Source organism: Cellulomonas sp. P2_F12 (assembly GCF_056403775.1).
Genome location: NZ_JBFUEV010000003.1, coordinates 67481 through 93272, shown reverse-complemented (window position 1 = coordinate 93272; position 25792 = coordinate 67481). Strand labels below are relative to the sequence as shown.

Genomic DNA, 25792 nt, shown 5'->3' with positions numbered 1-25792 from the left:
GGTTACACGTCGGTAACTCAGCCTGCTTAGCGTGCGCAGAGGAGGAAGCCATGGCTTCACCACCCGCGACGGCGCACCCGCCCGGGTGAGTCGCGCGCTCGGCCCGGAGGGACGCGATGTCGGCTCTGCCCCGCACCATCGAGCGGCTGACGCACGCGCGGCTGGCCGACGGTCGCGTGGTGGACGTGCGGCTCGAGGGCCCCCGGGTCGCCGAGGTCGTGCCGGGCGGAACCTTCACGGGCGGGGACCCGGACGCCACCCTCGAGCTCGACGGCTTCCTGCTCCTGCCGGCGCCGGCCGAGCCCCACGCGCACCTGGACAAGGCGCTGTCGTGGGACGCGATCCGGCCGCCGATGGGCGACCTGCGGCTGGCGATCGACTCCTGGCACGCGCACTCCGCGCAGATGACGGTCGAGGACATCGCCACCCGCGCCCGCGCCCAGGCCCTGACCATGCTGGCCAACGGCACGACCGCGATCCGCAGCCACGTCGACCTGCTCCACGGCGACGACCCGCTGCGCGGCGTGCGGGCCCTGGTCCAGGTGCGCGACGAGCTGCGCGGGCTGCTCGACCTCGAGCTGGTCACCCTGGGCGGCTACCTGACGCCCGTGCCGGACATGGACGCCGCGCTGGCCGCCGGCGTGGACCTGGTGGGCGGCGCGCCGCACCTCGCGCCCGACCCGGTCGCGGAGCTGCACCGCCTGCTCGACGTGGCCCGCGCACACGGCGTGGGCGTCGACATGCACACCGACGAGAGCCTCGACTGCGAGGTCACGCTCGATGTGCTGGCCCGCGCGGTCCGGGGCTGGGACGTGCCGGTCAGCGCGGGGCACTGCGTCCGGCTGGGCACCCTGGACGGGCCGCGCCGCGACCAGGTGATCGCCGACGTGCTGGCCTCGAACCTCGGGATCATCGCGAACCCGATCACCAACCTGTACCTGCAGGGCTGGGCGTCCGACGTCGCGACGCCCCGCGGGCTCACCGCCGTGCGGGCGCTGGTCGACGCCGGGGTGCGGTTCGCCGCCGGCGCCGACAACGTCCGCGACCCGTTCAACCCGCTGGGCCGGTCCGACGCGCTGGAGACCGCGATGCTGCTGGTCGTCGCGGGCCACCTGTCCGTCGACGAGGCCTACGCCGCCGTCAGCACCGGCGCACGCGACGTGATGGGCCTGCCGGTCGCCGGCGTCGAGGTGGGCGACCGCGCCGAGCTGCTCGCGGTGCGCGGCTCGGACCTGGTCGGCGTCGTCGCCACCGCGACGGCCGACCGCTACGTGCTGCACGAAGGACGCCTCGTCGCGCAGAGCGAGACCCACACGCAGGTGGCCGCCCCGGCCTCCCTGACGACCTCCTACCCCGAAGCGAGGTGACCGTGTCCCTCACGACACCCACCAGCACGCCGCCGCCGGCGCACACGGCCGGACCCCTGCTGGGGTTCCACGACGTCGCGATGACGTTCCCCGACGGGACCACGGCGCTGTCCGGCGTCGACCTGACCGTCGGCCGGGGAGAGTTCGTCTCGGTCGTCGGCCCCTCCGGCTGCGGGAAGTCGACGCTGCTGCGCATCGCGTCGGGCCTGGAGACCGCGAGCGCCGGCGTCGTCGAGCTGGCCACCGACCACATCGGGTACGTGTTTCAGGACGCGACCCTGCTCCCCTGGCGCGACGTGCAGGGGAACGTCGAGCTGCTGGCCGAGCTCAAGGGCCGCGGCGTCAAGGCTCGACGCGAGGCCGCCGCCACGGCGATCAAGCTCGTCGGGCTGGCCGGGTTCGAGAAGCACCTGCCCAAGCAGCTGTCCGGCGGCATGAAGATGCGCGCGTCGCTGGCCAGGTCGTTCACGCTCGACCCGGAGCTGTTCCTGTTCGACGAGCCGTTCGGCGCGCTCGACGAGATCACGCGCAGCCGCCTGAACGACGAGCTGCTCAAGCTGTTCAGCGAGCAGCACTTCGCCGGCCTGTTCATCACCCACTCGGTGGCGGAGGCCGTCTACCTGTCGACCAAGGTCGTCGTCATGTCGGGCCGCCCCGGCCGGCTCGTCGGCACCTTCGACGTCCCGTTCCCGATGCCCCGGGACCCCGACATCCGGTTCTCCCCCGAGTTCGCCGCGGTCGTCGGCGAGGTCTCGCACGCCCTCAAGGAGGCGCACAGCTGATGGCCACCACCACGCTCGAGGGCGTCACCGCCCCCACCCGCAAGGCCACGCAGGCGCCCCCGCGCCGCAAGCGCCCGGTCATCACCTGGCTCGGCCCGGTCGTCGTCTTCATCGGCTTCATCGGCCTCTGGTACGCCCTCGCCGCCTACTACGCCTCGCGCGGCCTGCCGTACTTCGTCCCGTACCCGCACCAGGTGCTCCAGGTCCTCACCGACCCCGAGGAGCTTCAGACCCTGGCCACCGCGCTGCTGCACAGCACCGAGGTCGCCATGACGGGCCTCGCGTTCGCGATCGTGATCGGCATGGCGTGGGCGGTGATCATGGCGCAGGCCACGTGGATCGAGCGGTCGCTGTTCCCGTACGCCGTGGTGCTCCAGTGCATCCCGATCCTGGCGCTGGTCCCGCTCATCGGGATCCTGTTCGGCTACAACTTCCAGGCCCGCGTCATCGTCACCATCCTGATCGCGCTGTTCCCCATGGTGTCGATGACCCTGTTCGGCCTGCAGTCCGTGGCCAAGCAGCAGCGCGAGCTGTTCCAGCTGCAGGGCGTCAGCCGCACCACGATGCTCCGCAAGCTCCAGTTCCCCGCCGCGCTGCCGTCGATCTTCGTCGGCCTGCGCACGTCGGCCGGGCTCGCGGTGGTCGGCGCCGTCGTCGGCGACCAGTTCTTCCAGCGCGGCAACCCCGGCCTCGGCGTCCTGATCCAGGTCTACGCGTCCCGCCTGCAGGGGCCCCAGCTCTACGCCGCGATCCTCGTCGCCTCGCTGCTCGGCGTCGCCGTCTTCGTCATATTCGGCTGGCTCGGCCGCGTCGTCGTCGGCCGTTGGTACGACTTCACCTGATCCCCCGTCCCCGGCCGCGGCCCCACCCCTTCCCGCTGCCGTCGCTGCACCCTCCCGCCCCACCCTCCCCACCGGAAATGAGCCCCCATGCGCACTGCTCCCCGCTCGGCTGCCGCGGCCGTCGGCATCCTGCTCACCACCGCCGCCCTGGCCTCCTGTGCCGGCAACGCCGGTGACTCCGCGACGACCGCTGCCACGGCCGCCGCCGGCGGCGTCGACCTGTCCGACGTCTGCCCCTCGACGGTCGTCGTGCAGACCGACTGGAACCCGGAGGCCGACCACGGCCACCTGTACGAGCTGGTCGGCCCCGGGTACACGGTCGACGCCAACCAGAAGTCCGTCACCGGCGACCTCGTCGCGGGCGGCAAGCCCACCGGCGTCAAGATCGAGGTCCGCGCCGGCGGCCCGGCGATCGGCTTCACGCAGGCGTCCGCGCAGATGTACCAGGACACGTCGATCACCCTGGGCTACGTCTCCACCGACGAGGCCGTGCAGCTCTCGGACAAGTTCCCGACGACGGCCGTCTTCGCCGAGAACGACAAGTCTCCGATGATGGTCATGTGGGACCCGGCGACGTACCCCGACGTCACGGACATCAAGGGCCTCGGCTCCGCGCTCAAGGACTCGGGCGGCGTCATCCGCTACTTCAACGGCGCCGCGTACATGAGCTACCTCACCGGCTCGGGCGTGCTCGACCCGTCGGTGACGGACGGCAGCTACGACGGCACCCCGGCCAACTTCGTCGCCGCGCAGGGCAAGGACGCGCAGCAGGGGTTCGCCACCGCCGAGCCGTACATCTACGAGAACGAGGTCACGGCCTGGGGCAAGCCCGTCAAGCTGGAGACGATCTACGACGCCGGCTTCCCCTTCTACCCCGAGGCCATGTCGGTGCGCACCGGCGACCTCGAGGACCTCACGCCGTGCCTCGAGAAGCTCGTGCCCGTGATGCAGCAGGCGGACGTCGACTACATCAACGACCCGAGCACGACGAACGCGCTGATCCTCGACCTGGTCGACCAGTACAACAACGGCTGGGTCTACTCCGAGGGCGTCGCGGACTTCGCGGTCGAGCAGATGAAGAAGCTCGACATCGCGTCGAACGGTGACAACGCCTACGTCGGCGACATGGACGAGGCGCGCATCCAGAAGATCATCGACATCGCCGGCCCGATCTACACCGACGCGGGCGCCCCGCCGAAGGCCGGCCTGGTGGCCAAGGACCTCTTCACCAACGAGTTCCTCGACCAGTCGATCGGCTTCTGACCCCAGGGCGGCGGGCGGGGTCCTCCGGCCCCGCCCGCCGCTCGCGCGCACGTGAAGGGACGTTCCATGGAGACGACGACGGCCGTCGAGGCGCTGGCCGACGAGCTGCGCGCCCTGCTCGGCGACGACGGCGTGAGCACCGACCACCGGGTGCGCGAGCGGGTCAGCGTGGACGGCGCGACGATGTCGCCGCTGATCCTCGAGCTGCTGCCGCTCGGGCTGGCGGACGTCGTGGCCTTCCCGACCAGCGCGTCGCAGGTCGCGGCGTGCGTCGCCGCCGCGGTCCGGCACCGGGTGCCCGTCACCCCGCGCGGCAAGGGCACCGGCAACTACGGGCAGGCCATCCCCATGCCCGGCGGACTCGTGCTCGACCTGACCCGTGCCCGCGCGATCGTCGAGATCGGCGACGGCTGGGTCACCGCGGAGGCGGGCGCGACGATGGTCGCGATCGAGGGGGCCGTCCGCGAGACCGGCCAGGAGCTGTGGATGTACCCGTCGACCGCGCAGTCGACCGTCGGTGGGTTCCTGTCCGGCGGCTCGGGCGGGACCGGGACCATCGTGCACGGCGCCAACCACCAGGGGTTCGTCGTCGGGCTCGACGTCGTGCACGCCTCCACCGACGCGGCGCTCGTGCACGTCGAGGGCGACGACGCCCAGGCCTACGTGCACAACTACGGCACCGCCGGGATCCTCGCCCGCGTCACCGTGCGCCTCGAGCCCCTGCAGGACTGGCGCGGGTTCTACGCGAGCTTCGACTCCCAGCACGACGCCTTCCGGGTGCTGCGGGAGATCGGTCTGCTGACCCCGCGCCCGCGCCTCGTCTCCGCCGACCACCCCGTCGTGGCCGCCGCCCTCCCGCCCGACCCGGCGATCCCCGAGGGCCGGGCCAGCCTGCGCGCCATCCTCGACCCGGCCGCGATCGACGCGGCGACCGCCCTGGTCACCGCCGCGGGCGGCACCGTGGAGGACCTCCGCGACGGGCCGCAGGCCTCCCTCAAGCTCTCCGTCCTGTCGTACAACCACCCCATCGAGTGGCTGCAGAAGTCGGACCCCGGCACGTACATCCACCTCGAGGTCGGCGGCGACGCGCTGGTCGACCGGCTCGACGAGGTCCAGGCGACGATCCCGGGCGGGCTCCTGCACCTCGAGGCCGGGCACACCGTCCCGATCGGGATGCTCGCGGGCGTCTACGAAGGACCCGAGCGCCTCGACGAGGTCATCGCCGCGCTCGGGCTCCTGGGGGTCGGCGTGCACAACCCGCACCAGTGGAACGTCGACTTCGAGGTCGAGCGCACCCTGGAGCTGGCGCGGACCACCGACCCCGACGGCCTGCTCAACCCCGGCAAGCTCAACCCCGGCTACGCCGGTCCGCGCAAGGGAGCCATCCGATGAGCCGCCTCCTCGCCGAGCTGTCCGGCCCGGCCACCGCGCGCGTCCTGCGACCCGACTCGGTCCTCGTCGTGCCCACCGGCGCCATGGAGCACCACGGCCCGCACCTGCCGCTGATCACCGACGCCCTCATCGCGGAGAGCGTCGCCACCGCCGCGGTCGAGCAGGCGGCCGCCGACGGGCTCGACGTCTGGCAGCTGCCCACGCTGACGTACACGAAGTCCGACGAGCACTCCTGGGCGTCCGGCACCGTCTGGGTCTCGTGGGACACGCTCATGTCCACGCTGGTCGACATCGGCCGCTCGGTCGCCGCGACCCCCGCCCGGCGCCTCGTGTTCCTCAACGGCCACGGCGGCAACACGGCGCTGCTGGGTGTCGCGCTGCGCGAGATCCGCCGCCTGCACGGCCTGCTGACCTTCTCCATGCCGGCCGGCGTGCAGGTCGCGGGCGCCGGCGGCGAGCACGAGCCCGACGAGCACGGCCTGGGCATCCACGCCGGGTACGGCGAGACGTCCCTCGTGCTGCACCTGCGCCCCGACCTGGTCGACATGGCGCAGGCCCGGCGCAGCGTGCCCGAGCACATCGGCGCGATGACCCACCTCGGCTTCAACGGCACGACCGCGCAGTTCGGCTGGCTCAGCAACGACTTCGGTCCGGACGGGGTGATCGGGGACCCGACCGGGGCCAGCGCCGCCGCGGGCGCCCAGCTCTTCGACGCCTCCGTCCGCCGCGCCGTCGACGTGCTCGGCGAGATCGCAGCCTTCACGCACGCCGCTCCCGGCGCATGATGACCCGATGACGACCACGCCCGAGTTCCCGTCCGCGACGCAGCAGACACCCCCGCAGGCACCGTCGACCGAGATCGAGCCCGACCCCGCGCTCTGGGACCCGGAGACGCCGGTCTGGGACCCGATCCCGCCCGCCGTCCCGCTCGACGACCTCGGCCCGGCGGCGCTGCCGGACGAGCTCGTCGCGCTGCTCACCGGCTGGCTGCCTGCGAACGACGACCCCGACCGCCCGCCGGTCACCCTCGCGACCGTCGACGCCGACGGCTTCCCCGACGCCCGCACCGTTCTGCTCAGCGAGTTCGACCGCGACGGCGTCTACGTCCACACCGATGCCGCGTCCCGCAAGGTCGCCCAGCTGACCTCGCACCCGACCGTCGCGCTCGTCGCCCGCTGGGACGACCCGCTGCGGCAGCTGGTGGTCCGCGGGGTCGCCGAACCGGCCGACCGCACGGAGACCGACCGCGCGTACGCCCGACGGTCCCGCTACCTCCAGCAGCTCGCGTGGGTGAACACGCAGGAGGTCGCCGACCAGTCGCCGTCCGAGCGCCGGGACACGTGGGAGTCGTTCGCCGCGGAGCACCCCGTGCTCGAGCCTCCCGCGTCGTGGGTCGGCTTCCTGGTCCGGCCGACCACCCTCACTTTCTGGACGGGCGACCCCACGTCCGTCAGCCACCGCCGCGAGTACCGGCTCACCGACGGCGAATGGTCCGTCAGCGAGCTGCCCGGATGAGAGGAACGCGCATGGCACACCACCGAGGGGCACGTCGCGCATGACGGCCCGGCTGCACGCCCACCAGTACGGCAAGGCCGAGACGCGCGTGGTCCGCATCGTGCGGGACTCGCCCCGCCACGAGATCCGGGACCTCAACGTCTCGACCGCGCTGCGCGGCGACTTCGAGGCGGCCTACCTCGACGGCGACCAGTCCGCGGTGCTGCCGACCGACACCCAGAAGAACATGGCGTTCGCCTATGCCAAGGAGCACGGCGTCGCGTCGCCCGAGGCGTTCGCCACGCTCCTGGCCAGGCACTTCGTCGACGACGTCCCCCCGGTGGCCGGCGCCCGGGTGGACGTGCATGAGTACGCGTGGGTCCGTGCCGTGGTCGACGGCGTCGAGCACGACCACACCTGGGTCCGCAGCGGCCAGGAGGTCCGGACCGCGTCCGTGACCGCCGACGAGTCGGGCACGACGGTCATCGCCGGACTCAGGGACCTCACCGTCCTGAAGTCGACCGGCTCGGAGTTCCGCGGCTTCTTCACGAACGAGTACACGACCCTGGCGGAGGCCACCGACCGCGTCCTGGCGACCTCGCTCGTCGCCCAGTGGCGCTACGCCCCCGGCGCCGAGCTCGACTACGACCGGACCTACGCGGCGGTCCGCGCGGCGATGCTGTCGACGTTCGCCACCCTGCACTCGCTCGCCCTGCAGCAGACGCTCTGGCACATGGGCGTCGCCGTCCTCGACGCGGTACCCGAGGTCGTCGAGATCCGGTTCGCCGCCCCCAACAAGCACCACTTCCTGGCGGACCTGCGCCCCTTCGGCCTGGAGAACCCCGGCGAGGTCTTCTTCGCGGCCGACCGCCCCTACGGCCTGATCGAGGCTGTGATCGTCCGCGACGGGGCGCCCCTCGCGGACGCCGCGTGGACCCGGTCGGTGGGCACACCGTGACCCCGCTCCTGACCCCTGCCGCCCCGGAGACGACCCATGACGCCTGACGACGAGAGCTGGCTGTCCCAGGCGGTGGCGCTCGCCACCGCCAACGTGGCCGACGGCGGTGGGCCGTTCGGCGCCGTCGTGGTCCGGGACGGCGCCGTGATCGGGGTCGGCCAGAACCGGGTCACCCGCGACAACGACCCCACGGCCCACGCGGAGGTCCAGGCGATCCGCGCGGCGTGCCGCGCCATCGAGAGCTTCTCGCTCGAGGGGGCCACGGTCTACAGCTCCTGCGAGCCGTGCCCGCTGTGCCTCGCCGCCTGCCTCTGGTCGAGGGCCGACCGCGTGGTCTTCGCCGCCGACCGGCACGACGCCGCCCGCGCGGGCTTCGACGACCGAGCCTTCTACGAGCTCTTCGCCGCCGACCGCGACACCTGGCCGATGCCGGTCCTCGCCCACCGCGTCCCGATGGCCTCGGCCCCCATGGACGCGTGGCTCGCCCGCCCGGCCAAGGTGGAGTACTGACCGCCCTAGCTCCCCCGGTACGTCGAGTACGCGAACGGGCTCAGCAGCAGCGGCACGTGGTAGTGGCTCGCGTCCACGACCTCGAACACCACGACGACCTCGGGGTGGAACGCGACCTGCCCGGTCGACGCGAAGTACGCGGCGGTGTCGAAGGTGAACCGGTAGCGCCCGGGCTGGACGGCCTCCGGCCCGAGGGTCCTGGCGCGACCGTCGGCGTCGGTCACCCCCGAGTCGACGGGGACCCACGCACCGTCGACGAGCGCGGCCAGCTCGACCGGCACCCCGGCGGCGGGCCGCCCGAGGGCGGTGTCGAGCACGTGCGTGGTCAGCTGGCTCATGCGGACTCCTCGGGAGCGAACAGGGTGCGCAGGCGCAGCAGCGCGATCTGGCGGAGCTGGTCGGCCACCTCGGCGAGCTCGGCGTCGTCGGACGCCGAGAGCCGGCGCTGGAGCGACTCCAGGATCTCGGGCCGGGTGCGGCCGGCGGCGCGGATGAGGAAGATGCGGCCGAAGCGATCCTCGTAGGCCCGGTTCCCCGCCGCCATGGCCTCGACCAGGGCCGGGTCGTCGGTGGTCGACGCCGCCTGCTCGGACCGGCTCAGGCCGCCGGCCTTCTCGCCGATCCGCGGGTGGGCGGAGAGTGCCTCGTCGACCTCCGCGGCCGTCAGCGACCGGGCCGCGAGGTCCGCGACCCCGATCAGCGAGTCGACGGACGGGTAGGGGCAGCCGGCCGCGACCTCGTCGACCCAGCGGGCCACGTGCAGGGCCGTCGCGAGCCGCGAGCGCGTCTCGGCGTCGTCGGAGATCATCACGCCACCTTCGTCGTCGGAGCGCCGGAGCCCACGAGGGCTTGTGGCACGGTACAGGCGTGCACCCCACCACCGGGATCGTCCTCGCCGCCGGCGCCGGACGCCGTCGCGGCGGGCCGAAGGCGCTGGTGCCCGGCTGGCTCACCGAGGCCGTCGACCTGCTCCTGGCCGCAGGCTGCGCGCGCGTGGTCGTGGTCCTGGGCGCGGCTGCCGACGAGGCCCGCGCCCTGCTGCCCGACGGCCCGCGAGTCGTCCCGGTCGTCGCTGAGCGGTGGGCCGACGGCATCGGCGAGTCCCTGCGCACGGGCCTCGCCCACGCGACGGGCGACGCCGCCCTGATCACGCTGGTCGACCTGCCGGGCACGCCCGTCAGCGTGGTCCACCGCCTGCTCGACGCGGACGGACCCCTGAGGCAGGCGGTCTACGACGGCCGCCCGGGCCACCCGGTGCTCGTCGCGAAGGAACACTGGCAGCCCCTGGGCAGCGCCCTCCACGGCGACCGGGGCGCCCGCCCGTACCTCGCCGCGCACGGCGTGACCGAGGTCGAGTGCGGCGACCTGCACGACGGCCTCGACCGGGACACCTGAGCGGGTCACTCGAGCTCCGCCAGCGGCAGCGCCACTCCCCACCGCGCGGCCGCAGCGGTGATCCGCGTCCGCAGCTCCCCGGGCGCGGCCGCCGCGAGCGCGGACGTCGAGCGACCGCCCTCCGACACGAGCACCCCGCCGACGTAGACCTGCGAGAGGTTCCGCAGCCCGCACGCCATGACGTACGTGGCGAGCACGTCCCAGACGGGACCGGTGTCGGGCGCCCGGTGGTCGACCAGCAGGAAGTCGGCGAGCTTGCCCACCTCGAGCGAGCCGATCCGGTCCTCGACCCCGAGCACCTCCGCCGCGCCGAGGGTGTGCATGCGCAGCACGTCCGCCGGCATCAGCACGGAGGCGTCCGTGTGCAGGGCCCGCGTCGTGTAGAGCCCGATCCGCATGTTGCCCCACGGGTCGGAGATGTCCGTGCACGACTGGTCGTCCAGCCCGAGGCCCACACGGATCCCGGCCTCGCGCAGCCGCACCACGTCCGCGAACCCGGACCCCAGCCGCCCGTTCGACGTCGCCTGCCACACCACCCCGCACCCGGTGGCGGCGGCGACGTCCACCATGACGTCCGTCGGGTGCACGAAGTGCCCGAACAGGAAGTCGGGCCCGAGCGCCCCGGCGGACCGGTACCAGTCGAACTTCTCCCGCTGCGTCTCGATGCCCTGCGCCGTCTCGACGAAGTGCGCCTGGTTGGTGATGCCGTGCTCGCGCATGACCGCGACCTCCAGCTCGGCCGACCGCGGGGTCGACGCCCACTGCACGGCCCCCATCACGGACGCCCCGAGGTGCTGGTCGGCCGGGGTCCGCAACGACGACTCGCGCACCATGTCCCCGAACACCCCGAGCATCTCGGCCTCCGGGCCGGCCTCGTCGTCGAGCCGGATCGCGTTGACCACCCGCAGCCCGGCGTCGGCGACCGCGTCGAGCTGCCGGGTCACGAACTCCACGGGCGCCACGCGGCCGAGCGCGGGCGAGGCCGACACGGGGTCGTAGCGCCAGGTCACCCGCGAGTGCGTGAAGTTGTACGCGCTGGTCACGCCGTTGGCCAGGAAGTCGAGGGCGCCGTGCAGGGTCGACCAGTAGACGTCGTCGGGCGAGCACTTGTCCATGACTTCGACCATCGACAGCACCCAGGGGTAGAGCGTCGAGCCCGGCGAGATCCCGCGCATGCCCGACGTGAACAGGTGCGAGTGCGCGGAGACGAACCCGGGCGCGACCATCGCGCCCCCGGCGTCGAGCGTCGGCACGCCGCTGACCAGCAGGGACGCGTCCGGAGCTCCCTGCCCCATCGACGCGATCCGCCCGTCGTCGCCCACCAGGAACCACCCCAGGTACCAGTCGGGTCCGCCGGGGGCGACGGGGATCAGCAGGGCGTCGTGCACGAGGAGTCGCATGGCGGCATCGTTCACGGTGCAGATGACGACGAGGTTGCCGGGATGTCGCGTGTCGAGTTCACGTGGTCGACTTCGTCATGGGGACGTCAGCTCTCGACGATCAAGGAGAACCGCCGTGAAGTACGTGATCCTCATCCACGCCAACCCCCAGCCCTGGGGCCACCCCACCTCGCTGTTCACCGACGAGGGCCGCGCCGTCCCCGCCGACGAGATGGCCGTGATGGACAAGTCGTTCGACGCCCTGCTCACGGACCTGTCGGCGTCGGGCGAGCTCGTCATGGGCGAGGCGCTCGCCGCCCCCACGGACTCGACCGTCTACCACTGGCGCAGCGGAGCGTCGCTGGCCAGCGAGGGACCTTTCGCGGAGCTCCAGGAGCAGCTGGCCGGCTTCTTCCTCATCAACGTGGCCTCGCGCGAGCGGGCCGAGGAGATCGCGGCGCAGTTCGCGGGTCCGGGCAGCCCTGCCGAGCTGCGCCCCGCCTACGTGTGGGGGTGACGCCGGGCGGCTAGCCTCGGCACGGTGAGGGCCCCCACCGTGCGTGCGCCCGACGCCGCCCTGGGGCCACCGCCGACCTACGTCGACGTCCGGCACCGGCGCAGCGTCGCCGATGCGCGCTCCGCGATGGCCTGGCTGGTCGTGCTGGTGGTCGGCCTGCTGTTCGCGACGATCGCGGCCGAGACGATGCACGGCATCGCGGAGGACCTGCACCACGGCATCGGCAGGCTGCCCCGCACGGTGTTCGAGGTCTTCCTCGTCCTCGTGCAGGTCACCTACATCCTGCTGCTGACGCTGACCCCGCTGGTCCTCGTCGCTACCCGGCGCTTCGCCCTGCTCGGGCGCGGCGCGCTCGCCCTGGCGCTCGGCCCGATCTTCTTCCGCGTGGTCGAGCTGATCCCGCAGGTGCCCACCTCGCGTCTGCACATCGAGGACGCGCTCGACATCACCTCGGTGTCCTGGCCGCCGACCGGGGTGCTCGCGGGCTGCACGGCGCTGGCGGTGGTGACCAGCCCGACGCTGCGGCGGCCGTGGCGGCGGGCCGTCTGGGTGCTGCTCTGGGTGCTGGTGCTGCTGCGCCTGGTCACGTCGTCCTCGGCACCGCTGGACGTGGTGCTGGCGATCGGCGTCGGCGGCGTCGTCGGCTCGGGCCTCATGCTCGCGTTCGGCCGGACGCTGGGCGAGCTGACGCCGGCCGGTGCGCGGCGCACGCTCGCCGAGGCCGGGCTCGAGCTGGAGGACGATCCCGAGCCGGTCGACGGCGGGCCGTGGACGTTCCGAGGCCGCACGGCCGACGGCGTCGTCGCCGTCCGGGTGGTCGGCGAGCACGACTGGAGCGCCGCGCGGCTGGACCAGGCGTACCGCCGCCTGCGCTGGCGGGACGTCAGCGACGACGACATCGACCCGCAGCCGGCGCACGCCGTCACGACCGAGGCGATGACCGCTCTGCTCGCCGTCTCGCGCGACGTGCGCGTGCCGGCGGTCCGGGCGGTCGCCCGCGCGCCCCGCGGCGAGTCGGTGCTCGCGATCGACGAGGTCCCCGGCCGCGTGCTGGCCACCCTCGACCCCGACGAGCTCACGGACGACGTCCTGGACCGCGCGTGGGTGCAGGTACGGCTGCTGCGGTCGACGCGGATCGCGCACCGCGAGCTGGACCTGACCCGGCTGAGCCTCGACGACGACGACCACGTCTGGTTCACCGACCTGGCCCACGGCCAGCCCGCGGCCACCGACGCCGTGCTCGCCTGGGACGTCGCCGCGCTCCTGGCGGCCACGTCGCCGGTGGTCGGCCCCGAGCGCGCGGTCGCGGCGGCGGACCGGGCCCTGGGCCACGACGCCCTCACGGTCGCGCTGCCCCGGCTGGTCCCCGCAAGCCTGTCGCCCCGCACGCGCGCGGCGGTGAAGTCGGCGGGTGGGATCGGCACGCTCGTCGACGAGGTCCGGCGCGTGACCGGCGCCGGCGAGCCCGACTTCGAGACGGTCGCGCGGTTCAAGCCGAGGACGCTCGTGATCGCCGCGTTCCTGGCCGTCGCCGTCTACTTCCTGGCCCCGCAGTTCGCGGACATCCCTCGCTCCATCCAGGCGATCGGCGGCGCCGACCCCCGGTGGGTCATCGCCGTCGTGCTCGCGTCGGCCGCCACCTACGTCGGGGCCGCGCTCGGGCTCGCGGGCGGCACCCCGGGGCGCGTCCCGGTCGGCGAGGCGACCAGCGTCGCCCTCGCGTCCTCGTTCGTCGCGACCTTCTCCCCGCCCGGCGTCGGACAGGTCGGCCTGAACATCCGTTACCTGCAAAAACGCGGGTTCGTGACGCCCGTCGCCGTGTCGGCCAGCGCCGCCAAGGAGACGGCGGTGTTCGTCGTCCACCTGCTGATCCTGGCCACGTTCGCCGTGCTCGCGGGCTCGACAGGTGCGCTGTCGTCCGAGGTCGACAAGCTGCCGCCCGTCGAGGTCGTGATCGCCATCGTCGCCGGGGTGCTCCTGCTCGGGGGGCTCGCGCTCGCCGTCCCGAAGGTGCGGTCCGTGCTGCGCACCCGCCTGGTGCCGGCCGTCCGGTCGTCGGTCGACGCGATGCGCGTCGTCGTGTCCAGCCCGGCCAAGCTGATCACGCTGCTCGCCGGCGTCGCGCTGCTGCCGATGGGGTACGCGACCGCCCTGTACTTCTCGGTCCTCGCGGTCGGCGTGGACAACGCGAGCTTCGTCGCCGTCGCGCTCGTCTCGCTCACGGCCGGCGCCGTCGCCACGGCGGCGCCCACGCCGGGCGGCGTGGGCGTGGTCGAGGCCGTGCTGCTCGCCTCACTGACCGGGATCGGCGTGCCGTCGGGACCGGCCCTGGCGGCCGTGCTCCTCTACCGGCTGGCCACGTTCTGGCTGCCGATCGTGCCGGGTCTCGTGTCGTTCCGGGTGCTGTCGGGTCGCTCGGTGATCTAGCCCCGCCTCCTGCTGACCCTGTTCAGCCGGCGGCCGCGGCGGCCGCGCGCGCGGCGTCGAACGGCGCGCGGTCGAAGATGAAGCGGCTGTGGGTGATCCGCCCGTCGACCACCGTCAGGCACTCGGCCCCCGGCGCGTCCGCGACCGGCCGCGTCGCGCTGTCGTACATGACGAGCGCCTTCTCCTCGTCGCCGAACGCGGCGATCACGCTCGCGCTGACGAGCATGCCCACGTACGCCGCGAGGAACGTGCGATAGGCGTCGGCGCCCACCAAGCGGCCCGGCGGCGAATCGCAGACGATGTCGGGGTCGATGTACGCCATCGCGGCGTCGAGGTCACGTCGCGACCAGGCGTCGAAGTACGCGAGGGCGACGTCCAACGGTGCTGCAGCCATGAGCCCACCTCCTGGATCGGATCTCCCACCCGACGCTAGGCCTGACCACCGACACCGACCCCGCTACCCGTGCTCGAGGGTGCGCCACTCGGCGAGCCGGGTGCGCTGCTGCGGCACGACGCCGCGGGCGGCGGTCGGCCCGGGGGCCACGCGCGCGACGATGGGGTGCCGCGCACCGGACCAGCTCGCACGCGCGCCGTACGCCCGGCGCAGGGCGCGCTTCCTCAGAGGTCCTGGCCTGCGCGTGCCCATGTGCTGCTCCCCCACGGCGCGTCGTCGGCAGGCCGCGGATCGCTGACGACCCCGGCGGCCCGGGCGCCGTCGTCGACGCTGTCCGCACTCGTCACCGACGCTACGGAGCACGGCCGGTCGGGGCCACGGACGTAGGTCCCGGCCCACCGCCGTCGGACGGGTGGACGATCGATCACATGAACGCACCCTGGTGGCGGTTGACCGAGCACGAGCAGACGACGGCGGAGGTCGAGTCCCGAGGCGGGTCGGCCGACGTGCCGGACCTGCTCCCCCCGTTCTGGGACTAGAGCGACACCTCGTCCGCGTAGACCAGCCGCGGCACCGGCGTCGCCGCCACGCCCGGCACGGTGGGGTCGACGTCGAGCAGCTCGTGCTCCTCGACGAGCACGCGCCAGACCAAAGGGACCGCGCCGGGCTGTCGCACGCCCGGTGAGCCGGCCGGGAGCACGACGGACCGCTACGCCTTTCGGGTGAACGCCGTCAGACGAGCCGGGAGCGCGACGCGAACTCCTCCGACACCGGCGGCAGCAGGCAGAACAGCAGCCCGACCGGGTCCGCCATCACCGCGTAGTCGTCGTGCCGGGTCCGCACGGTCGCCCCGAGCCCCTCGAGTCGTGCGATCTCCGCGTCCAGGTCGTCGGTCTCGATGTCCAGGTGGAAGCGCGGAAACGGGTCGTCGCCGATGTCCTGGGTCGCGACGTGCGGCAGGGCGGCGGCGCCCCTCAGGCCGACGAACGGCTCGTCCGGGATCGGGTGCGGCGTCGCCGCGAGCGCCCCCGACCAGAAGCTGGTGACCGCGTCGAAGTCCCGCGCAGGCACGTCGATGATGACCTCACGCAGCATGATCCGGTGCATTGATCGACCCTAGTGTCAGACGTAGGTTCGAACATGTGTTCGTGCGCTCCACCATCCTGCATGCCGACCTCGACGCCTTCTACGCGTCCGTCGAGCAGCGCGACGACCCCCGCCTCCGCAACCGCCCGATCGCCGTCGGCGGCGGGGTGATCCTGGCCTGCTCGTACGAGGCCAAGCGCAGGGGCGTGAAGACGGCGATGGGCGGTCGGCAGGCCCGCGCGCTCTGCCCGGACCTGATCGTCGTCCGGCCGCGGTTCGACGCCTACGTCGAGGCCAGCAAGGCGGTGTTCGAGCTGTTCCACCAGACCACCCCGATGGTGCAGGGCGTGTCGATCGACGAGGCGTTCCTGGACGTCGCCGGCCTGCACCGCATCGACGTGCCCCCGCTGGAGATCGGCGCGCGGCTCCGGGCCCGGGTACGCGCGGAGGTCGGCCTGCCCATCACGGTCGGCGTGGCCCGCACGCCGTTCCTCGCGAAGGTGGCGTCGCGCGTGGCCAAGCCGGACGGCCTGCTGCTGGTTTCCCCCGACGGCGAGGACGCGTTCTTATACCCGCTGCCCCTGGAACAGCTCTGGGGCGTCGGGGACGTCACGGCGACCAAGCTGCACTCGTACGGCCTGGTCACGGCCGGCGACGTGGCGATGCTCCCCCAGTCGGTCCTCGTCGGCACCCTCGGCCCCGCGGCCGGCCGGCACCTGTACGCCGTGGTGCACGGCCAGACACCCGCGCGCGTGGTGGTCGGCAGGTCCCGCGGGTCGATCGGCGCGCAGCGAGCCCTCGGGCACGGTCCGCACGGGTCCGAGTTCGTCCGCGCGGCCCTGCTCGGGCTGGTCGACCGCGTGTGCCGACGACTGCGGAAGGCCAACCGGCTCGCCAGGACGGTCGTGCTCCGGCTGCGGTTCGAGGACTACACCAAGGCGACCCGGTCCCGGTCGTTCACGTTCGCGACCGGGTCCGGCCAGGAGATCGCCGCCGCCGCGGTCGCGCTGCTCGACGCCGCCGGACCGCTGATCCGCGAGCGCGGGCTGACCCTGGTCGGGGTGGCGCTGGGCAGCCTGGAGTCCAGCGCGTTCGTGCAGCCCACGCTGCTCCTCGACGGGCCCGACCGCGGCGGGATCGACGCCGCGATGGACGCCGTCGCGGTCAGGTTCGGGACGCAGGCCGTCATGCGCGCGAGCCTGCTGCGGCGCGGCGAGGGGATCGCGGTGCCCCTCCTGCCGGACGTCGAGCCCGACGCGTAGGTATCTGCGGGCCCGCGCCGCGCCCCTCTCTCCCGGAGCGGACGAGATCCGTCCGTCACATCCAGAGAGGAGGACCCAGCCATGTCGTTCGACAACCCGCACGCCGCGCTGGTCCTGCACCGAGACCGAGGCGAGGAGCTCACGCGCGCGCTCGCCCGGCACCGCCGCCCGGCCGAGCCGATCGTGCCGACGCCGCGCCGCCGCAGCCGGTGGGCACTGCCCACCCGACTGCCCGTCACCGCCCGGCTCTCGTGACAGCGCGAGGACCAGGCACCCGACAGGATGCCGACACGGGACCGCCCCCGAGGACGACGAGCCTCGGGGGCGGTGCTGTGTCCGGGGTGCCACGCCCTCAGCGCAGGCTCTGAGCCAGAGCCGCACGGAACTCCGCCGCGTCCGCGAACCGGTCTGCGGGATCCTTCGCGAGTGCCTTCACCGTGATCCGATCGAGCGTGTCTGGCACGTCCGACGCGATCGCGCTCGGCGTCGGCACCGGTGCGCGGACGTGGTCGTAAGCCACCTGGACCGGGGAGTCACCGACGAACGGGGCACGGCCCGTCAACATCTCGAACAGCACGCAGCCCGTCGAGTACACGTCCGACCGCGCATCTAGGGGCTCGCCGCGCGCCAGCTCCGGGGACAGGTACTGCGCGGTGCCGATGATCGCGTTCGGCGAGTCGTCGAACGCGCCGGCAAGTCCGAAGTTCTTCACCTTGACCGCGCCGGCCGGAGTCAGCATCACGTTGGACGGCTTGATGTCCCGATGGACGACGCCGAGGTCGTGGGCATACTGCAGGGCAGCCAAGACGGAGTCAGCGATCGCCACGGCCTCGGCGATCGGGAGTGCTTGACCGTCGCGCAGGATGTCGCGAAGGGTGTGCCCCTCGACGTACTCCGTCACGACGAACGGCACCCGGTGCTGGGATCCGTCAGAGAAGACGACATCGTCCTCGTCGGCGTCATACACCGCGACGATCGCCGGGTGGTACAGCGACGCCGACACGTGCGCCTCGCGGACGAACCCCGTGCGCATTGCTAGGTCACCCGCCAGATCAGGAATCAGCACCCTGAGCGCGACCCGTCGTCCGAGCCGCGTGTCTCTTCCGAGATGGACGACGACCATGCTGCCGCGCCCGATGAGGTCACCGATCTCGTACCTGTCGACGAGCGCCTGCACCTCGCCATCGACCACCGAGGCGACGCGCCAGTCGCCACGTCGCCGGGGCGCGCGTGACTTCCCGGCATCGACCGACGGCGCGGCGAGGGGTCCGATGCGCGCCCGGACCGCGGCAAGCAGGCCCGCCACGTCCAGGAACCCCGGTTGCTGCTGCTCGATCGACGCGAGCCGAGCCTCCGCCGCGGCCAGGTCGCCCTCGTCGAGCACACGCAGGGCGATGGCGTACTGCGCACCGAGCTCGGCTCCCACGTCGATCTGCCTGCGTGCCTCGGCGAGACGCTCGGCCGTGAGGCTGTGGTCGGGATAACGGGCGTGCAGACGCTCGAAGAGCGGAAGGGCGTCCGCCCAACGACTCTCGAAGAATGCCGTGACGGCGGCGCTGTACCCCGGATCGGCCCGAGGGTCGGCTGCCGGGGCCGGCCCCCCAGCAGGCGGTCGGCCCGAGGCCGCGAGGTCGAACACGCGCCCGTCCGGCGCGCTCAGGTACAGCACCGGGGTTCCCCACTCGAGGAGGTGCCCCTCGGCGAAGAGGGCCTTGCGCGCGGCGGTCAGCGCCGCGTCGAGCGGGTAACCGTCCGTGACCGCCGCATAGAGCTCGCGGGCAATCAAGATCGCTGCCTGGTCGGTGACCTCGAACTGCATCGCCACCACCGCGGGCGTGCCCTGCTGGATGAGTGACTGCGCGGTCCCCGCGAAGGGGTCGGTCGCGTCGCTACGGGCTCCCTCGCACGCGTTGAGCACCACCAGACGCAGCGGGTCGTGGTCGTGCACCATCATCGCGAGATGGTGCGCCGGCACCAGTCGCGCACGGTGCTGGTCGTCCTCCATGACGAGCACGCCTTCTTCGGACGCGAGGTCGAAACCCCCGTGCCCGATGAAGTGCAGGACGTGGACGTCGCCGCGCCGCAGCCGCTGCTGCAGCGCGCCGAGGCTGCCGACAGGCAGTCGTTCGAGGACGACGCTCCCGGCCCGGACCAGCTCCGCGAGCGCTTCCTGGATCGCGCTCCACTCCCGTTCGACGTCGAGCCGGCGGTAGTCGATCGGGCTCGCGATCATCACCAGCACCCGCAAAGGCGGGCGCACCGGTAGCGGCCGGGGTGGATCGCGCAGCTGCAGGAAACGCACCACCGGCGTGCGCTCGGACAGCGCCAGGAATCGGTTGCGCTGCCGGTCGTACAGGTACTCCCAGGGCAGGTCGGACAGCTCCGGGACGTCCGAGAGCCGCAGCCGGACGCGGAGCCCCGCGCCCTGCGCGGCAGCCTCGGACTGCCCGCGCAAGAGGGTCAGCCCCATCTCGCCGTGGAACAAGGCGTCGTACAGACCGGAACCGAACTCCTTGAGCAGAGCGGTCTCGGGCGTGTCGATGCGCCGTGCAGGATTGCGCCTGCGGCCCATCATGACCAGGAACCGCTCCCGGTCGGCCGGAGTTCCCGGTAGGTCGAACGGCACCCACCCCACTGACCCGGCTGGGGAGCTCAGCACCCGTGCGCGATAACGGTCATCGTCCGTGCGCTCGACAAGGACGTCCAGGTCGAGGTAGCGCAGTTCGCCCATTGCCGCCCCCTTGGCACCAGCACATCGGCTCGACACCGGTCGCGCCGGTCTGGTCATCATCGCACCGGCCGTCGCGCCCGCCCCAGTACCAACGACTGCCCCCGCACACCGTGGCACCGCGTGCGGTACGGGGGCACGGCATGGTGCGATGAGTTCCGACGATGGCGCCGGGCAGCCCGGAGGCCTCGACCTCGAGAGGGAACCGCCGTGACGACCATGACCACCCACACCCTCGACGTCCCCGGCGCCACGATCGCCTACGACGTCCGCGGCCCGCTGCCCACCCAGGACGGGACCCTCCCGCTGCTCCTCATCGGCCAGCCGATGACGGCCGAGGGATTCGCCACCCTGGCGGGCTTCCTCCCCGACCGCACCGTCGTCACGTACGACCCTCGCGGGCTCGGCCGGAGCACGCGCAGCGACGGGAGCGCTCAGAACAGCCCGCAGCAGCAGGCGCAGGACCTGCACGCCCTGGTCGGCGTGCTGGGCCAGGTGGACCTGTTCGCCAGCAGCGGCGGCGCGGTCACGGCCCTGGAGTGGGTCTCGCGCTACCCCGACGACGTCCGCACGCTCGTCGCGCACGAGCCGCCGATCCTGTCGGTGCTGCCCGACGCGGACCAGGCGGCCGCCGCCGAGCGCGCCGTCCAGGACGCGTACCAGCAGCGCGGCTGGGGCGCCGGGATGGCGGCGTTCATCGCGCTGACCAGCTGGCCGGGCGAGTTCACCGACGCGTTCGCCGCGCAGCTGCCCGACCCGGCCGTGTTCGGCATGCCGACGCAGGACGACGGGTCACGCGACGACCCGCTGCTCTCGGGTGTCTCGAACGCGGTGACCGCGTACCGGCCCGATGTCGCGGCGCTGCGGAGCACGTCGACGCGCGTCGTCATCGCCGCCGGCATCGAGAGCACGGGGCTGCTCACCTGGCGCAGCTCGGAGGCCGTCGCGCAGGCGCTGGGCCAGGAGCTCACGGTCTTCCCCAGCCACCACGGCGGGTTCTCGGGGCCGGAGTTCGGCCACGCCGGTGAGCCGGAGGCGTTCGCGGCGCGGCTGCGCGAGGTGCTTTAGGCGCGTGGCGGCCGGCAGACGATCACGTCGAGGTCGTCGCCCTCGACGGTGATCGGGCCGGCTGCGGCGGCCAGCAGGACGGTCTCGCCGCGACGGACGGGCACGCCCCCGAGCGTCCCGGTCCCCGCGGTCACCACGACGACGGCGAGCCCGGGGTCGAGCACGCGCGGCCCCGTCCAGCGCTCGGCGCGGAAGAACTCTGCGGCGTCCGGCAGCAGGTCGCCCGAGGTGGCGCCGCGCAGGGCGCCGATCTCGTCGGACGTCCAGCCCCTGCGGTCGACGGCGCCGAGCGCGACGTCGAACCCGAGGCCCAGGTGCCCACCGACCGTGCCGTCGATCTCGAACCCCGACCACTCGAGCAGGATCGACAGGTCGGTCGGCTCCTGGAGCTCGACGACGAACGCCCCCTCGCCGATCGCGTGCGGCAGCCCCGCCGGCACGAGCACGGCGTCGCCGGCCTCGAGGTCGAGCACGTGCATCGCGCCCAGCATCGCGTCGGTGTCCTGCGTCGCCACCCAGCCGGCGAGCTCGTCGGCGCCCACGTCCCGCCTGAACCCGACGTGCACCCGCGCGGGCTCGAGGACCACCCACGCCTCGGTCTTGCCGTGCCCGAGGCCCAGGTGCGCGGCCGCGAACGGCACGTCGGGGTGTGCGTGCACCGGCAGCCTCTGGCCGGCGTCGAGCAGCTTGACCAGCAGGTTCGGGTCGGACCCGAAGCGCGCGACGTGCGCCTCACCGAGCCACGCGACCGGGTCGGCCGCGATGGCCTCGCGCAGCGGCAGGCCGTCGGGCAGCACGGTCAGGCCGACGGGTGCCTGCCCGAACACGGCCGTCGTCGACGCCACCCAGTCCTCGGGCTCGTGGCTCGCGGCGGGTCCGGTCCCGCGGAAGTCGGCGATCTGGCGACCGCCCGCGTAGAACCGGGCGGCCGGCTGGTTGGCGGGCAGGGACAGCGGCCTCATGCGGCTCCTTCGACGATCTCGATGCGGACCCCCGTGTGCCAGGTCTCGCCGGGCTCCAGCACAGGCGCGCCGGCGTGCGGCAGGTCCCGCTCGGGCCCGAACAGCGGGGCGTTGGTGGGCTCGACGCCGAGCACGTAGGCGCCGCGCTCGGGCCAGCTCCAGGTGCACAGGCGCGGCAGGGTCGAGCCGGTCCAGGTCACGACGACGGACGGGTGCGCGTCGTCGCCCTCGAGGACCGCCCGCGCGCCACGAACCCCGCGGTGCTCGGCGACGACCGGGGCGAGCCCGAGCGCAGGGGCGGGTGTGACCAGCGGGTCGCGCCCCGGCGGCAGCGGCTCGCGCACGACGGCGGCCTCGGCGGCGTCCACCGCCAGCCGGGCGCCGGGTCTGAGCAGAGGGGCACCGAGGTTGACGTGGTAGAGCAGCGGCACGCCGGCCGGCACGGCGCCGACGTTGCGCACGACGTCGCTGACCTCGACGGCCGGCGTCCCCGTGGACGCGACGATCGACCGCTCGACCAGGATCCGCGGACCACCCAGCGAGGTGTGCGCGACCGTGCCCGTCACGCACACCTGCCAGGCGTCCCCCACACGCTCGCGCGACCAGTGCACGTCGACCGCGGGCGTGAGGTGGTGCGTGCCGTGCTGGCCGGAGGTGCCGCGCGGCTCGCCGATGTTGTCCGGACCGCAGGTGGCCAGCAGTCCCCCGAGGAACCGCTCCTCCCAGCCCCGCCCGGGTCCGGGGTCGACGGGGTTCGGGGACCGCCACGCGACGGGCGTCGAGCCCCACCACGCGGCGCCGAGGTCGAGCCCGCGGTCCGGGAGCACGTCGAACGCGAGCCCCCCGGCCAGCCGGACCACCAGGCGGTCGCCGAGCGCCTCGACGCTCGCGAGGGCCGACGGCTGGGAGATGCGGCCGTCGTCGGTGAGGTCGGTCCAGGCGCTCATCGCTGGACCAGGGCGGCCAGGAACCCGCCGACGAACGAGTCGCCGAGCCCGATCGTCGTCGGCGCCGGCACGGCGGTGAGGTCGAGCGCGGGGACGACGCGCGCGTCGGATCCCAGCAGCTGCGCGACCTCGTCGGCGACACGCGCGCCCGCCTCGTGCTGGGCCATCTCGCCGGTAACCGCGTAGTCGTCGGCGGTGAATCCGTCGCCCAGCCGGTACCGGGTGCTCGCCATCGTGATCCCGCCGACGAGGGCGGGCTCCAGCGCACCGGCCCGGGCGCCCACCGCCAGCGCCCAGTACTTGGTGTGCACGACGAGGGTCGGCGCGGGGACGAGCGTGTGGAGCTCGCCGACCGCCTTGGCGACCGCGGACGCGTCCAGCAGGTCGACCGGCCGCCCGAGGTAGGCCTGCATCTCGTCCTCGTTGAGGCTGTAGACGTCGACGGACCAGACCATCTCGTCGCGCACCCGCCGGCTGAGCGCCGGGACGTGGTAGCCGGCGTCCTCGAACACGACGAGCGCGTCCGCCGGCAGCGCTCGCATGGCCGAGCGCACCTCCGCCAGCCGGGCCTCGAGGATCTCCGGGTCCTGGATGACGTTGAACGACGACAGCAGGAAGACGTCGGCCGTCCGCAGCGCGTCGGGCAGGTCCGCGGCGACGAGCAGCTCCCGGTGCGGGGGGTCGTTGGCGTAGATGATCCGGTTGGGGTGCGGCGCGACGATCTCGGTGCCGTCGCCCAGCCGGACGCGCGTCCCCGCCGGGTACTGCACGATCAGGTGCGGGTCGAGGGAGTCCTGCGACGCGCTCGACACGTAGTCGACGGACGCCGGGAGCAGGCGGCGCACGTGGTCGTCGATCGAGACCAGGTGCATCGTGCTCGGGACGCCCAGGACATCCATCGCGATGGCCGCCCGCACGCACGTCCCGCCCAGCGTCACCCGCTTGGCGAAGCGTCCGGCGACGGCCTCGACGATGTCGGAGGAGGCGACGAACCGCTCTCCCCCGACACCGTCGCGGACGAATGCCAGCACGCTGCGCACGAGGTCCCGCACCGAGTCGACCGGCGCCGCGAGGTCCAGGTCGTCGGCCCCCACGCGGTGCTCCGCGGCCAGCTGGCCGAGCACCGCCGGGTCCCAGCGGATCTCGTAGTCGACCGTTCCGCCCATGCCCAGCACGAACTTCGTGCTCATCGATCGGTGCTCCTCGTGCAGGTGTCGGACGGTCAGTACAGGTCGGCCTTGCCGGCCGCGTCGAACAGGTGGATCTTCTGCGCGGCGACCTCCTGCATCGCGGCGATGCACGGCGGCTGGATGCTGTTGGGCTCCCGCAGCGAGGTGTCCGCGAGGACCTCACGCATCTTGTCGTGGTACGCCACCTTGATGTCGCTCGAGATGTTGATCTTGTTGACCCCGAGCTTCACCGACTGACCGATCTCGTCGTCCGGGTTGCCCGAGCCGCCGTGCAGCACCAGCGGGATCGGCAGGAGCGCCTTGATCTCCTGCAGCAGGTCCAGCTTGAGCTGCGGGGTCACGTGCTTCGGGTAGAGGCCGTGCGCCGTGCCGATGGCGATCGCGAGGCTGTCCACGCCGGTGCGCTGGACGTACTCGACGGCCTCGGCCGGGTCGGTGAACGCGATGTCGGAGACGAGGACACCGTCCTCGGCCTGCTCGTCGAGCTTGCCGATGGTGCCCAGCTCGCCCTCGACCGAGAGGCCGACGGCGTGCGCGGTGTCGACGACCTTCTTGGTGATCGCGACGTTGTCCTCGAACGGCTGCATCGACGCGTCGATCATCGCCGACGTGAACCCGAGCTGGATGGCCTCGAGCACCTGCTCGTAGCTGCCGCCGTGGTCCCAGTGGATGGCCACGGGCACGGACGAGCGGTGCGCGCGCTGGATGAGGGCCGCCAGGGCGTCCCCGCCGATGTGGGACACCTCGTCGGGGTGGATCGCCACGATCAGCGGCGAGTTCAGCTTCTCGGAGATCTCGAAGATCCCCTTGCCCATCGCGTAGTCGCTGATGTTGAAGGCGGGGATGGCGAAGTAGTTCTCGTTCGCCACCGCGAGCAGGTCTCGGCCATTCATCAACATGGTGTGTATCAACTTTCCTGTGTGGGTGTGACGGAGGAGGGGGGTCTAGATCTTCACAGCGCCGGCGGTCATCCCCCCGATGAAGTAGCGCTGGAAGAAGAGGAAGAGAACGAGGACGGGAATGCATCCGAGAATGCTCATCGCCATCATCTCGTTCCATTCATACGAATGCTGTCCCATGAGGAGCTGGATGCCGATGGGCACCGTGCGCATGTCTTCCGTGCGGGTCAGCGTCAGCGCGAACAGGAACTCGTTCCAGCAGATCATGAACGTGTAGACGCCGACCGACACGAGGCCGGGGACAGAGATGGGGACGAGAATGCGCCACAATGCGGTCATCGGGCCGGCGCCGTCCACCTTGACGGCCTCGTCGAGCTCTTTGGGAAGGGTATTGAAATACCCGGTGAGCATGATGATCGCGTACGGCAGCGTGAACACCATGTAGGTGAGAATGAGGCCCTGGTAGGTGTTGTAGAGCTTGAGCGCCACGACCAGCCCGAAGTACGGGATGAGCAGCGTGATCGGGGGCACGGCCTGGACCGAGACGACGACCACGTTGATCGTCTTCTTGCCCCAGAACTCGTACCGGCTGAACGCGTACGCGGCGTGCAGGGCGACCACGAGCGAGAGCGCGGTGACCGACAGCGCGATGACGTAGCTGTTGAGGAAGAACCGCAGCTTCACGGGGTCCGTGAGGATCGTCGTGTAGGCGTCGAACGAGAAGCCGGGGGTGATGAGCCGCGGCGGGAACTCGAAGATCTCGGGGTTCGTCTTGAACGAGCTCGAGAGCATCCAGACCACGGGCAGCGCCGAGAAGCAGGCGCCCAGGATCAGGGCGACGACGAGCAGGGTCTTCTTGCCGGTCTGCTTGGGCGGCGTGCGCAGCACGGGCCCGTCCGTCGTGACGACAGGGGTGGCCAGCGTGGTCAT

27 protein-coding genes are annotated in these 25792 nt (G+C 72.7%); 15 read left to right on the top strand and 12 right to left on the bottom strand.

From position 1 onward, the window contains the following. Positions 1–116: 116 nt before the first annotated feature. From AC1DWH_RS08440 to AC1DWH_RS08400, 9 genes are all read left to right on the top strand, one after another. On the top strand, positions 117–1367 hold the full coding sequence (locus tag AC1DWH_RS08440; RefSeq protein WP_477093304.1) for an amidohydrolase family protein: 1251 nt from the start codon (positions 117–119) through the stop codon (positions 1365–1367). 2 nt (positions 1368–1369) lie between these two features. Next, a complete protein-coding gene (locus tag AC1DWH_RS08435) occupies positions 1370–2149 on the top strand; it encodes an ABC transporter ATP-binding protein (RefSeq protein ID WP_456844264.1) in 780 nt (259 codons plus the stop codon). Beyond that, positions 2149–2991 (top strand): ABC transporter permease, encoded by an 843-nt coding sequence (locus tag AC1DWH_RS08430; RefSeq protein WP_456844263.1) that lies wholly within the window; start codon positions 2149–2151, stop codon positions 2989–2991. Before AC1DWH_RS08435 ends, AC1DWH_RS08430 begins: the two co-directional genes overlap by 1 nt. 87 nt (positions 2992–3078) lie before the next feature. Continuing rightward, complete coding sequence (locus tag AC1DWH_RS08425; protein ID WP_456844262.1) at positions 3079–4254, top strand: ABC transporter substrate-binding protein; 1176 nt, start codon at positions 3079–3081, stop codon at positions 4252–4254. Positions 4255–4320: 66 nt separating this feature from the next. Continuing rightward, entirely contained in the window at positions 4321–5646 is a 1326-nt protein-coding gene (locus AC1DWH_RS08420) for an FAD-binding oxidoreductase (RefSeq protein WP_477093303.1), read from the top strand. Next, on the top strand, positions 5643–6431 hold the full coding sequence (locus AC1DWH_RS08415; RefSeq protein WP_477093302.1) for a creatininase family protein: 789 nt from the start codon (positions 5643–5645) through the stop codon (positions 6429–6431). Before AC1DWH_RS08420 ends, AC1DWH_RS08415 begins: the two co-directional genes overlap by 4 nt. Before the next feature lie 7 nt (positions 6432–6438). Continuing rightward, the gene (locus AC1DWH_RS08410) at positions 6439–7161 is read left to right on the top strand and encodes a pyridoxine/pyridoxamine 5'-phosphate oxidase (protein WP_477093301.1); all 723 of its coding nucleotides are present in this window, start codon (positions 6439–6441) and stop codon (positions 7159–7161) included. Between the two features lie 40 nt (positions 7162–7201). Then, positions 7202–8098, top strand: coding sequence for a factor-independent urate hydroxylase (pucL, locus tag AC1DWH_RS08405; RefSeq protein ID WP_477093300.1), 897 nt, complete (start codon positions 7202–7204; stop codon positions 8096–8098). 36 nt (positions 8099–8134) lie between these two features. After that, the gene (locus tag AC1DWH_RS08400) at positions 8135–8608 is read left to right on the top strand and encodes a nucleoside deaminase (protein ID WP_477093299.1); all 474 of its coding nucleotides are present in this window, start codon (positions 8135–8137) and stop codon (positions 8606–8608) included. Positions 8609–8613: 5 nt separating this feature from the next. Here the strand turns inward: AC1DWH_RS08400 and uraH are convergent, their stop codons facing one another. Both uraH and uraD read right to left on the bottom strand, forming a co-directional pair. Next, complete coding sequence (uraH, locus tag AC1DWH_RS08395) at positions 8614–8946, bottom strand: hydroxyisourate hydrolase (RefSeq protein WP_477093298.1); 333 nt, start codon at positions 8944–8946, stop codon at positions 8614–8616. Beyond that, a complete protein-coding gene (uraD, locus tag AC1DWH_RS08390; RefSeq protein ID WP_477093297.1) occupies positions 8943–9416 on the bottom strand; it encodes a 2-oxo-4-hydroxy-4-carboxy-5-ureidoimidazoline decarboxylase in 474 nt (157 codons plus the stop codon). Before uraD ends, uraH begins: the two co-directional genes overlap by 4 nt. Before the next feature lie 59 nt (positions 9417–9475). Between uraD and AC1DWH_RS08385 the strand changes: the two genes are divergently transcribed. Next, positions 9476–10003, top strand: a complete 528-nt coding sequence (locus AC1DWH_RS08385; RefSeq protein WP_477093296.1) for a nucleotidyltransferase family protein — start codon at positions 9476–9478, stop codon at positions 10001–10003. 5 nt (positions 10004–10008) lie between these two features. Here the strand turns inward: AC1DWH_RS08385 and AC1DWH_RS08380 are convergent, their stop codons facing one another. Further along, complete coding sequence (locus tag AC1DWH_RS08380; RefSeq protein WP_477093295.1) at positions 10009–11403, bottom strand: amidohydrolase family protein; 1395 nt, start codon at positions 11401–11403, stop codon at positions 10009–10011. 115 nt (positions 11404–11518) lie between these two features. Between AC1DWH_RS08380 and AC1DWH_RS08375 the strand changes: the two genes are divergently transcribed. Both AC1DWH_RS08375 and AC1DWH_RS08370 read left to right on the top strand, forming a co-directional pair. Beyond that, positions 11519–11899 (top strand): YciI family protein, encoded by a 381-nt coding sequence (locus tag AC1DWH_RS08375; protein ID WP_477093294.1) that lies wholly within the window; start codon positions 11519–11521, stop codon positions 11897–11899. Between the two features lie 24 nt (positions 11900–11923). Further along, a complete protein-coding gene (locus AC1DWH_RS08370; RefSeq protein ID WP_477093293.1) occupies positions 11924–14326 on the top strand; it encodes a lysylphosphatidylglycerol synthase domain-containing protein in 2403 nt (800 codons plus the stop codon). A 22-nt stretch (positions 14327–14348) separates the two neighbouring features. Here the strand turns inward: AC1DWH_RS08370 and AC1DWH_RS08365 are convergent, their stop codons facing one another. The 3 genes from AC1DWH_RS08365 to AC1DWH_RS08355 form a co-directional block, all read right to left on the bottom strand. Continuing rightward, positions 14349–14720, bottom strand: a complete 372-nt coding sequence (locus tag AC1DWH_RS08365; protein ID WP_477093292.1) for a nuclear transport factor 2 family protein — start codon at positions 14718–14720, stop codon at positions 14349–14351. Between the two features lie 63 nt (positions 14721–14783). Further along, positions 14784–14972 carry a hypothetical protein gene (locus AC1DWH_RS08360; RefSeq protein WP_477093291.1) on the bottom strand — a complete coding sequence of 63 codons (189 nt, stop codon included), beginning with the start codon at positions 14970–14972 and terminating at the stop codon, positions 14784–14786. 480 nt (positions 14973–15452) lie between these two features. Further along, positions 15453–15827 (bottom strand): VOC family protein, encoded by a 375-nt coding sequence (locus AC1DWH_RS08355; protein WP_477093290.1) that lies wholly within the window; start codon positions 15825–15827, stop codon positions 15453–15455. A 41-nt stretch (positions 15828–15868) separates the two neighbouring features. Between AC1DWH_RS08355 and dinB the strand changes: the two genes are divergently transcribed. Beyond that, positions 15869–17068, top strand: a complete 1200-nt coding sequence (dinB, locus tag AC1DWH_RS08350) for a DNA polymerase IV (protein ID WP_477093289.1) — start codon at positions 15869–15871, stop codon at positions 17066–17068. Positions 17069–17149: 81 nt separating this feature from the next. Beyond that, positions 17150–17323, top strand: coding sequence for a hypothetical protein (locus AC1DWH_RS08345; RefSeq protein WP_456844244.1), 174 nt, complete (start codon positions 17150–17152; stop codon positions 17321–17323). A 97-nt stretch (positions 17324–17420) separates the two neighbouring features. On the opposite strand, the gene AC1DWH_RS08340 is transcribed toward AC1DWH_RS08345, so the two are convergent. Then, on the bottom strand, positions 17421–19799 hold the full coding sequence (locus tag AC1DWH_RS08340) for a protein kinase domain-containing protein (protein ID WP_477093288.1): 2379 nt from the start codon (positions 19797–19799) through the stop codon (positions 17421–17423). Between the two features lie 216 nt (positions 19800–20015). Here AC1DWH_RS08340 and AC1DWH_RS08335 point away from each other — a divergent pair, with 216 nt between their 5' ends. Next, a complete protein-coding gene (locus tag AC1DWH_RS08335; RefSeq protein ID WP_477093620.1) occupies positions 20016–20864 on the top strand; it encodes an alpha/beta fold hydrolase in 849 nt (282 codons plus the stop codon). Here the strand turns inward: AC1DWH_RS08335 and AC1DWH_RS08330 are convergent. Genes AC1DWH_RS08330 through AC1DWH_RS08310 form a run of 5 tightly spaced genes read right to left on the bottom strand, consistent with a single transcriptional unit; the run spans position 20861 to position 25792 of the window. Further along, entirely contained in the window at positions 20861–21826 is a 966-nt protein-coding gene (locus AC1DWH_RS08330; protein ID WP_477093287.1) for a class I mannose-6-phosphate isomerase, read from the bottom strand. The genes AC1DWH_RS08335 and AC1DWH_RS08330 overlap by 4 nt on opposite strands. Further along, positions 21823–22773 (bottom strand): DUF4432 family protein, encoded by a 951-nt coding sequence (locus AC1DWH_RS08325; protein ID WP_477093286.1) that lies wholly within the window; start codon positions 22771–22773, stop codon positions 21823–21825. Before AC1DWH_RS08325 ends, AC1DWH_RS08330 begins: the two co-directional genes overlap by 4 nt. Next, complete coding sequence (locus AC1DWH_RS08320) at positions 22770–23963, bottom strand: ADP-dependent glucokinase/phosphofructokinase (RefSeq protein WP_477093285.1); 1194 nt, start codon at positions 23961–23963, stop codon at positions 22770–22772. Before AC1DWH_RS08320 ends, AC1DWH_RS08325 begins: the two co-directional genes overlap by 4 nt. 32 nt (positions 23964–23995) lie before the next feature. Continuing rightward, the gene (locus AC1DWH_RS08315; protein WP_477093284.1) at positions 23996–24856 is read right to left on the bottom strand and encodes a ketose-bisphosphate aldolase; all 861 of its coding nucleotides are present in this window, start codon (positions 24854–24856) and stop codon (positions 23996–23998) included. Between the two features lie 51 nt (positions 24857–24907). Continuing rightward, positions 24908–25792 (bottom strand): carbohydrate ABC transporter permease, encoded by an 885-nt coding sequence (locus AC1DWH_RS08310; RefSeq protein ID WP_477093283.1) that lies wholly within the window; start codon positions 25790–25792, stop codon positions 24908–24910.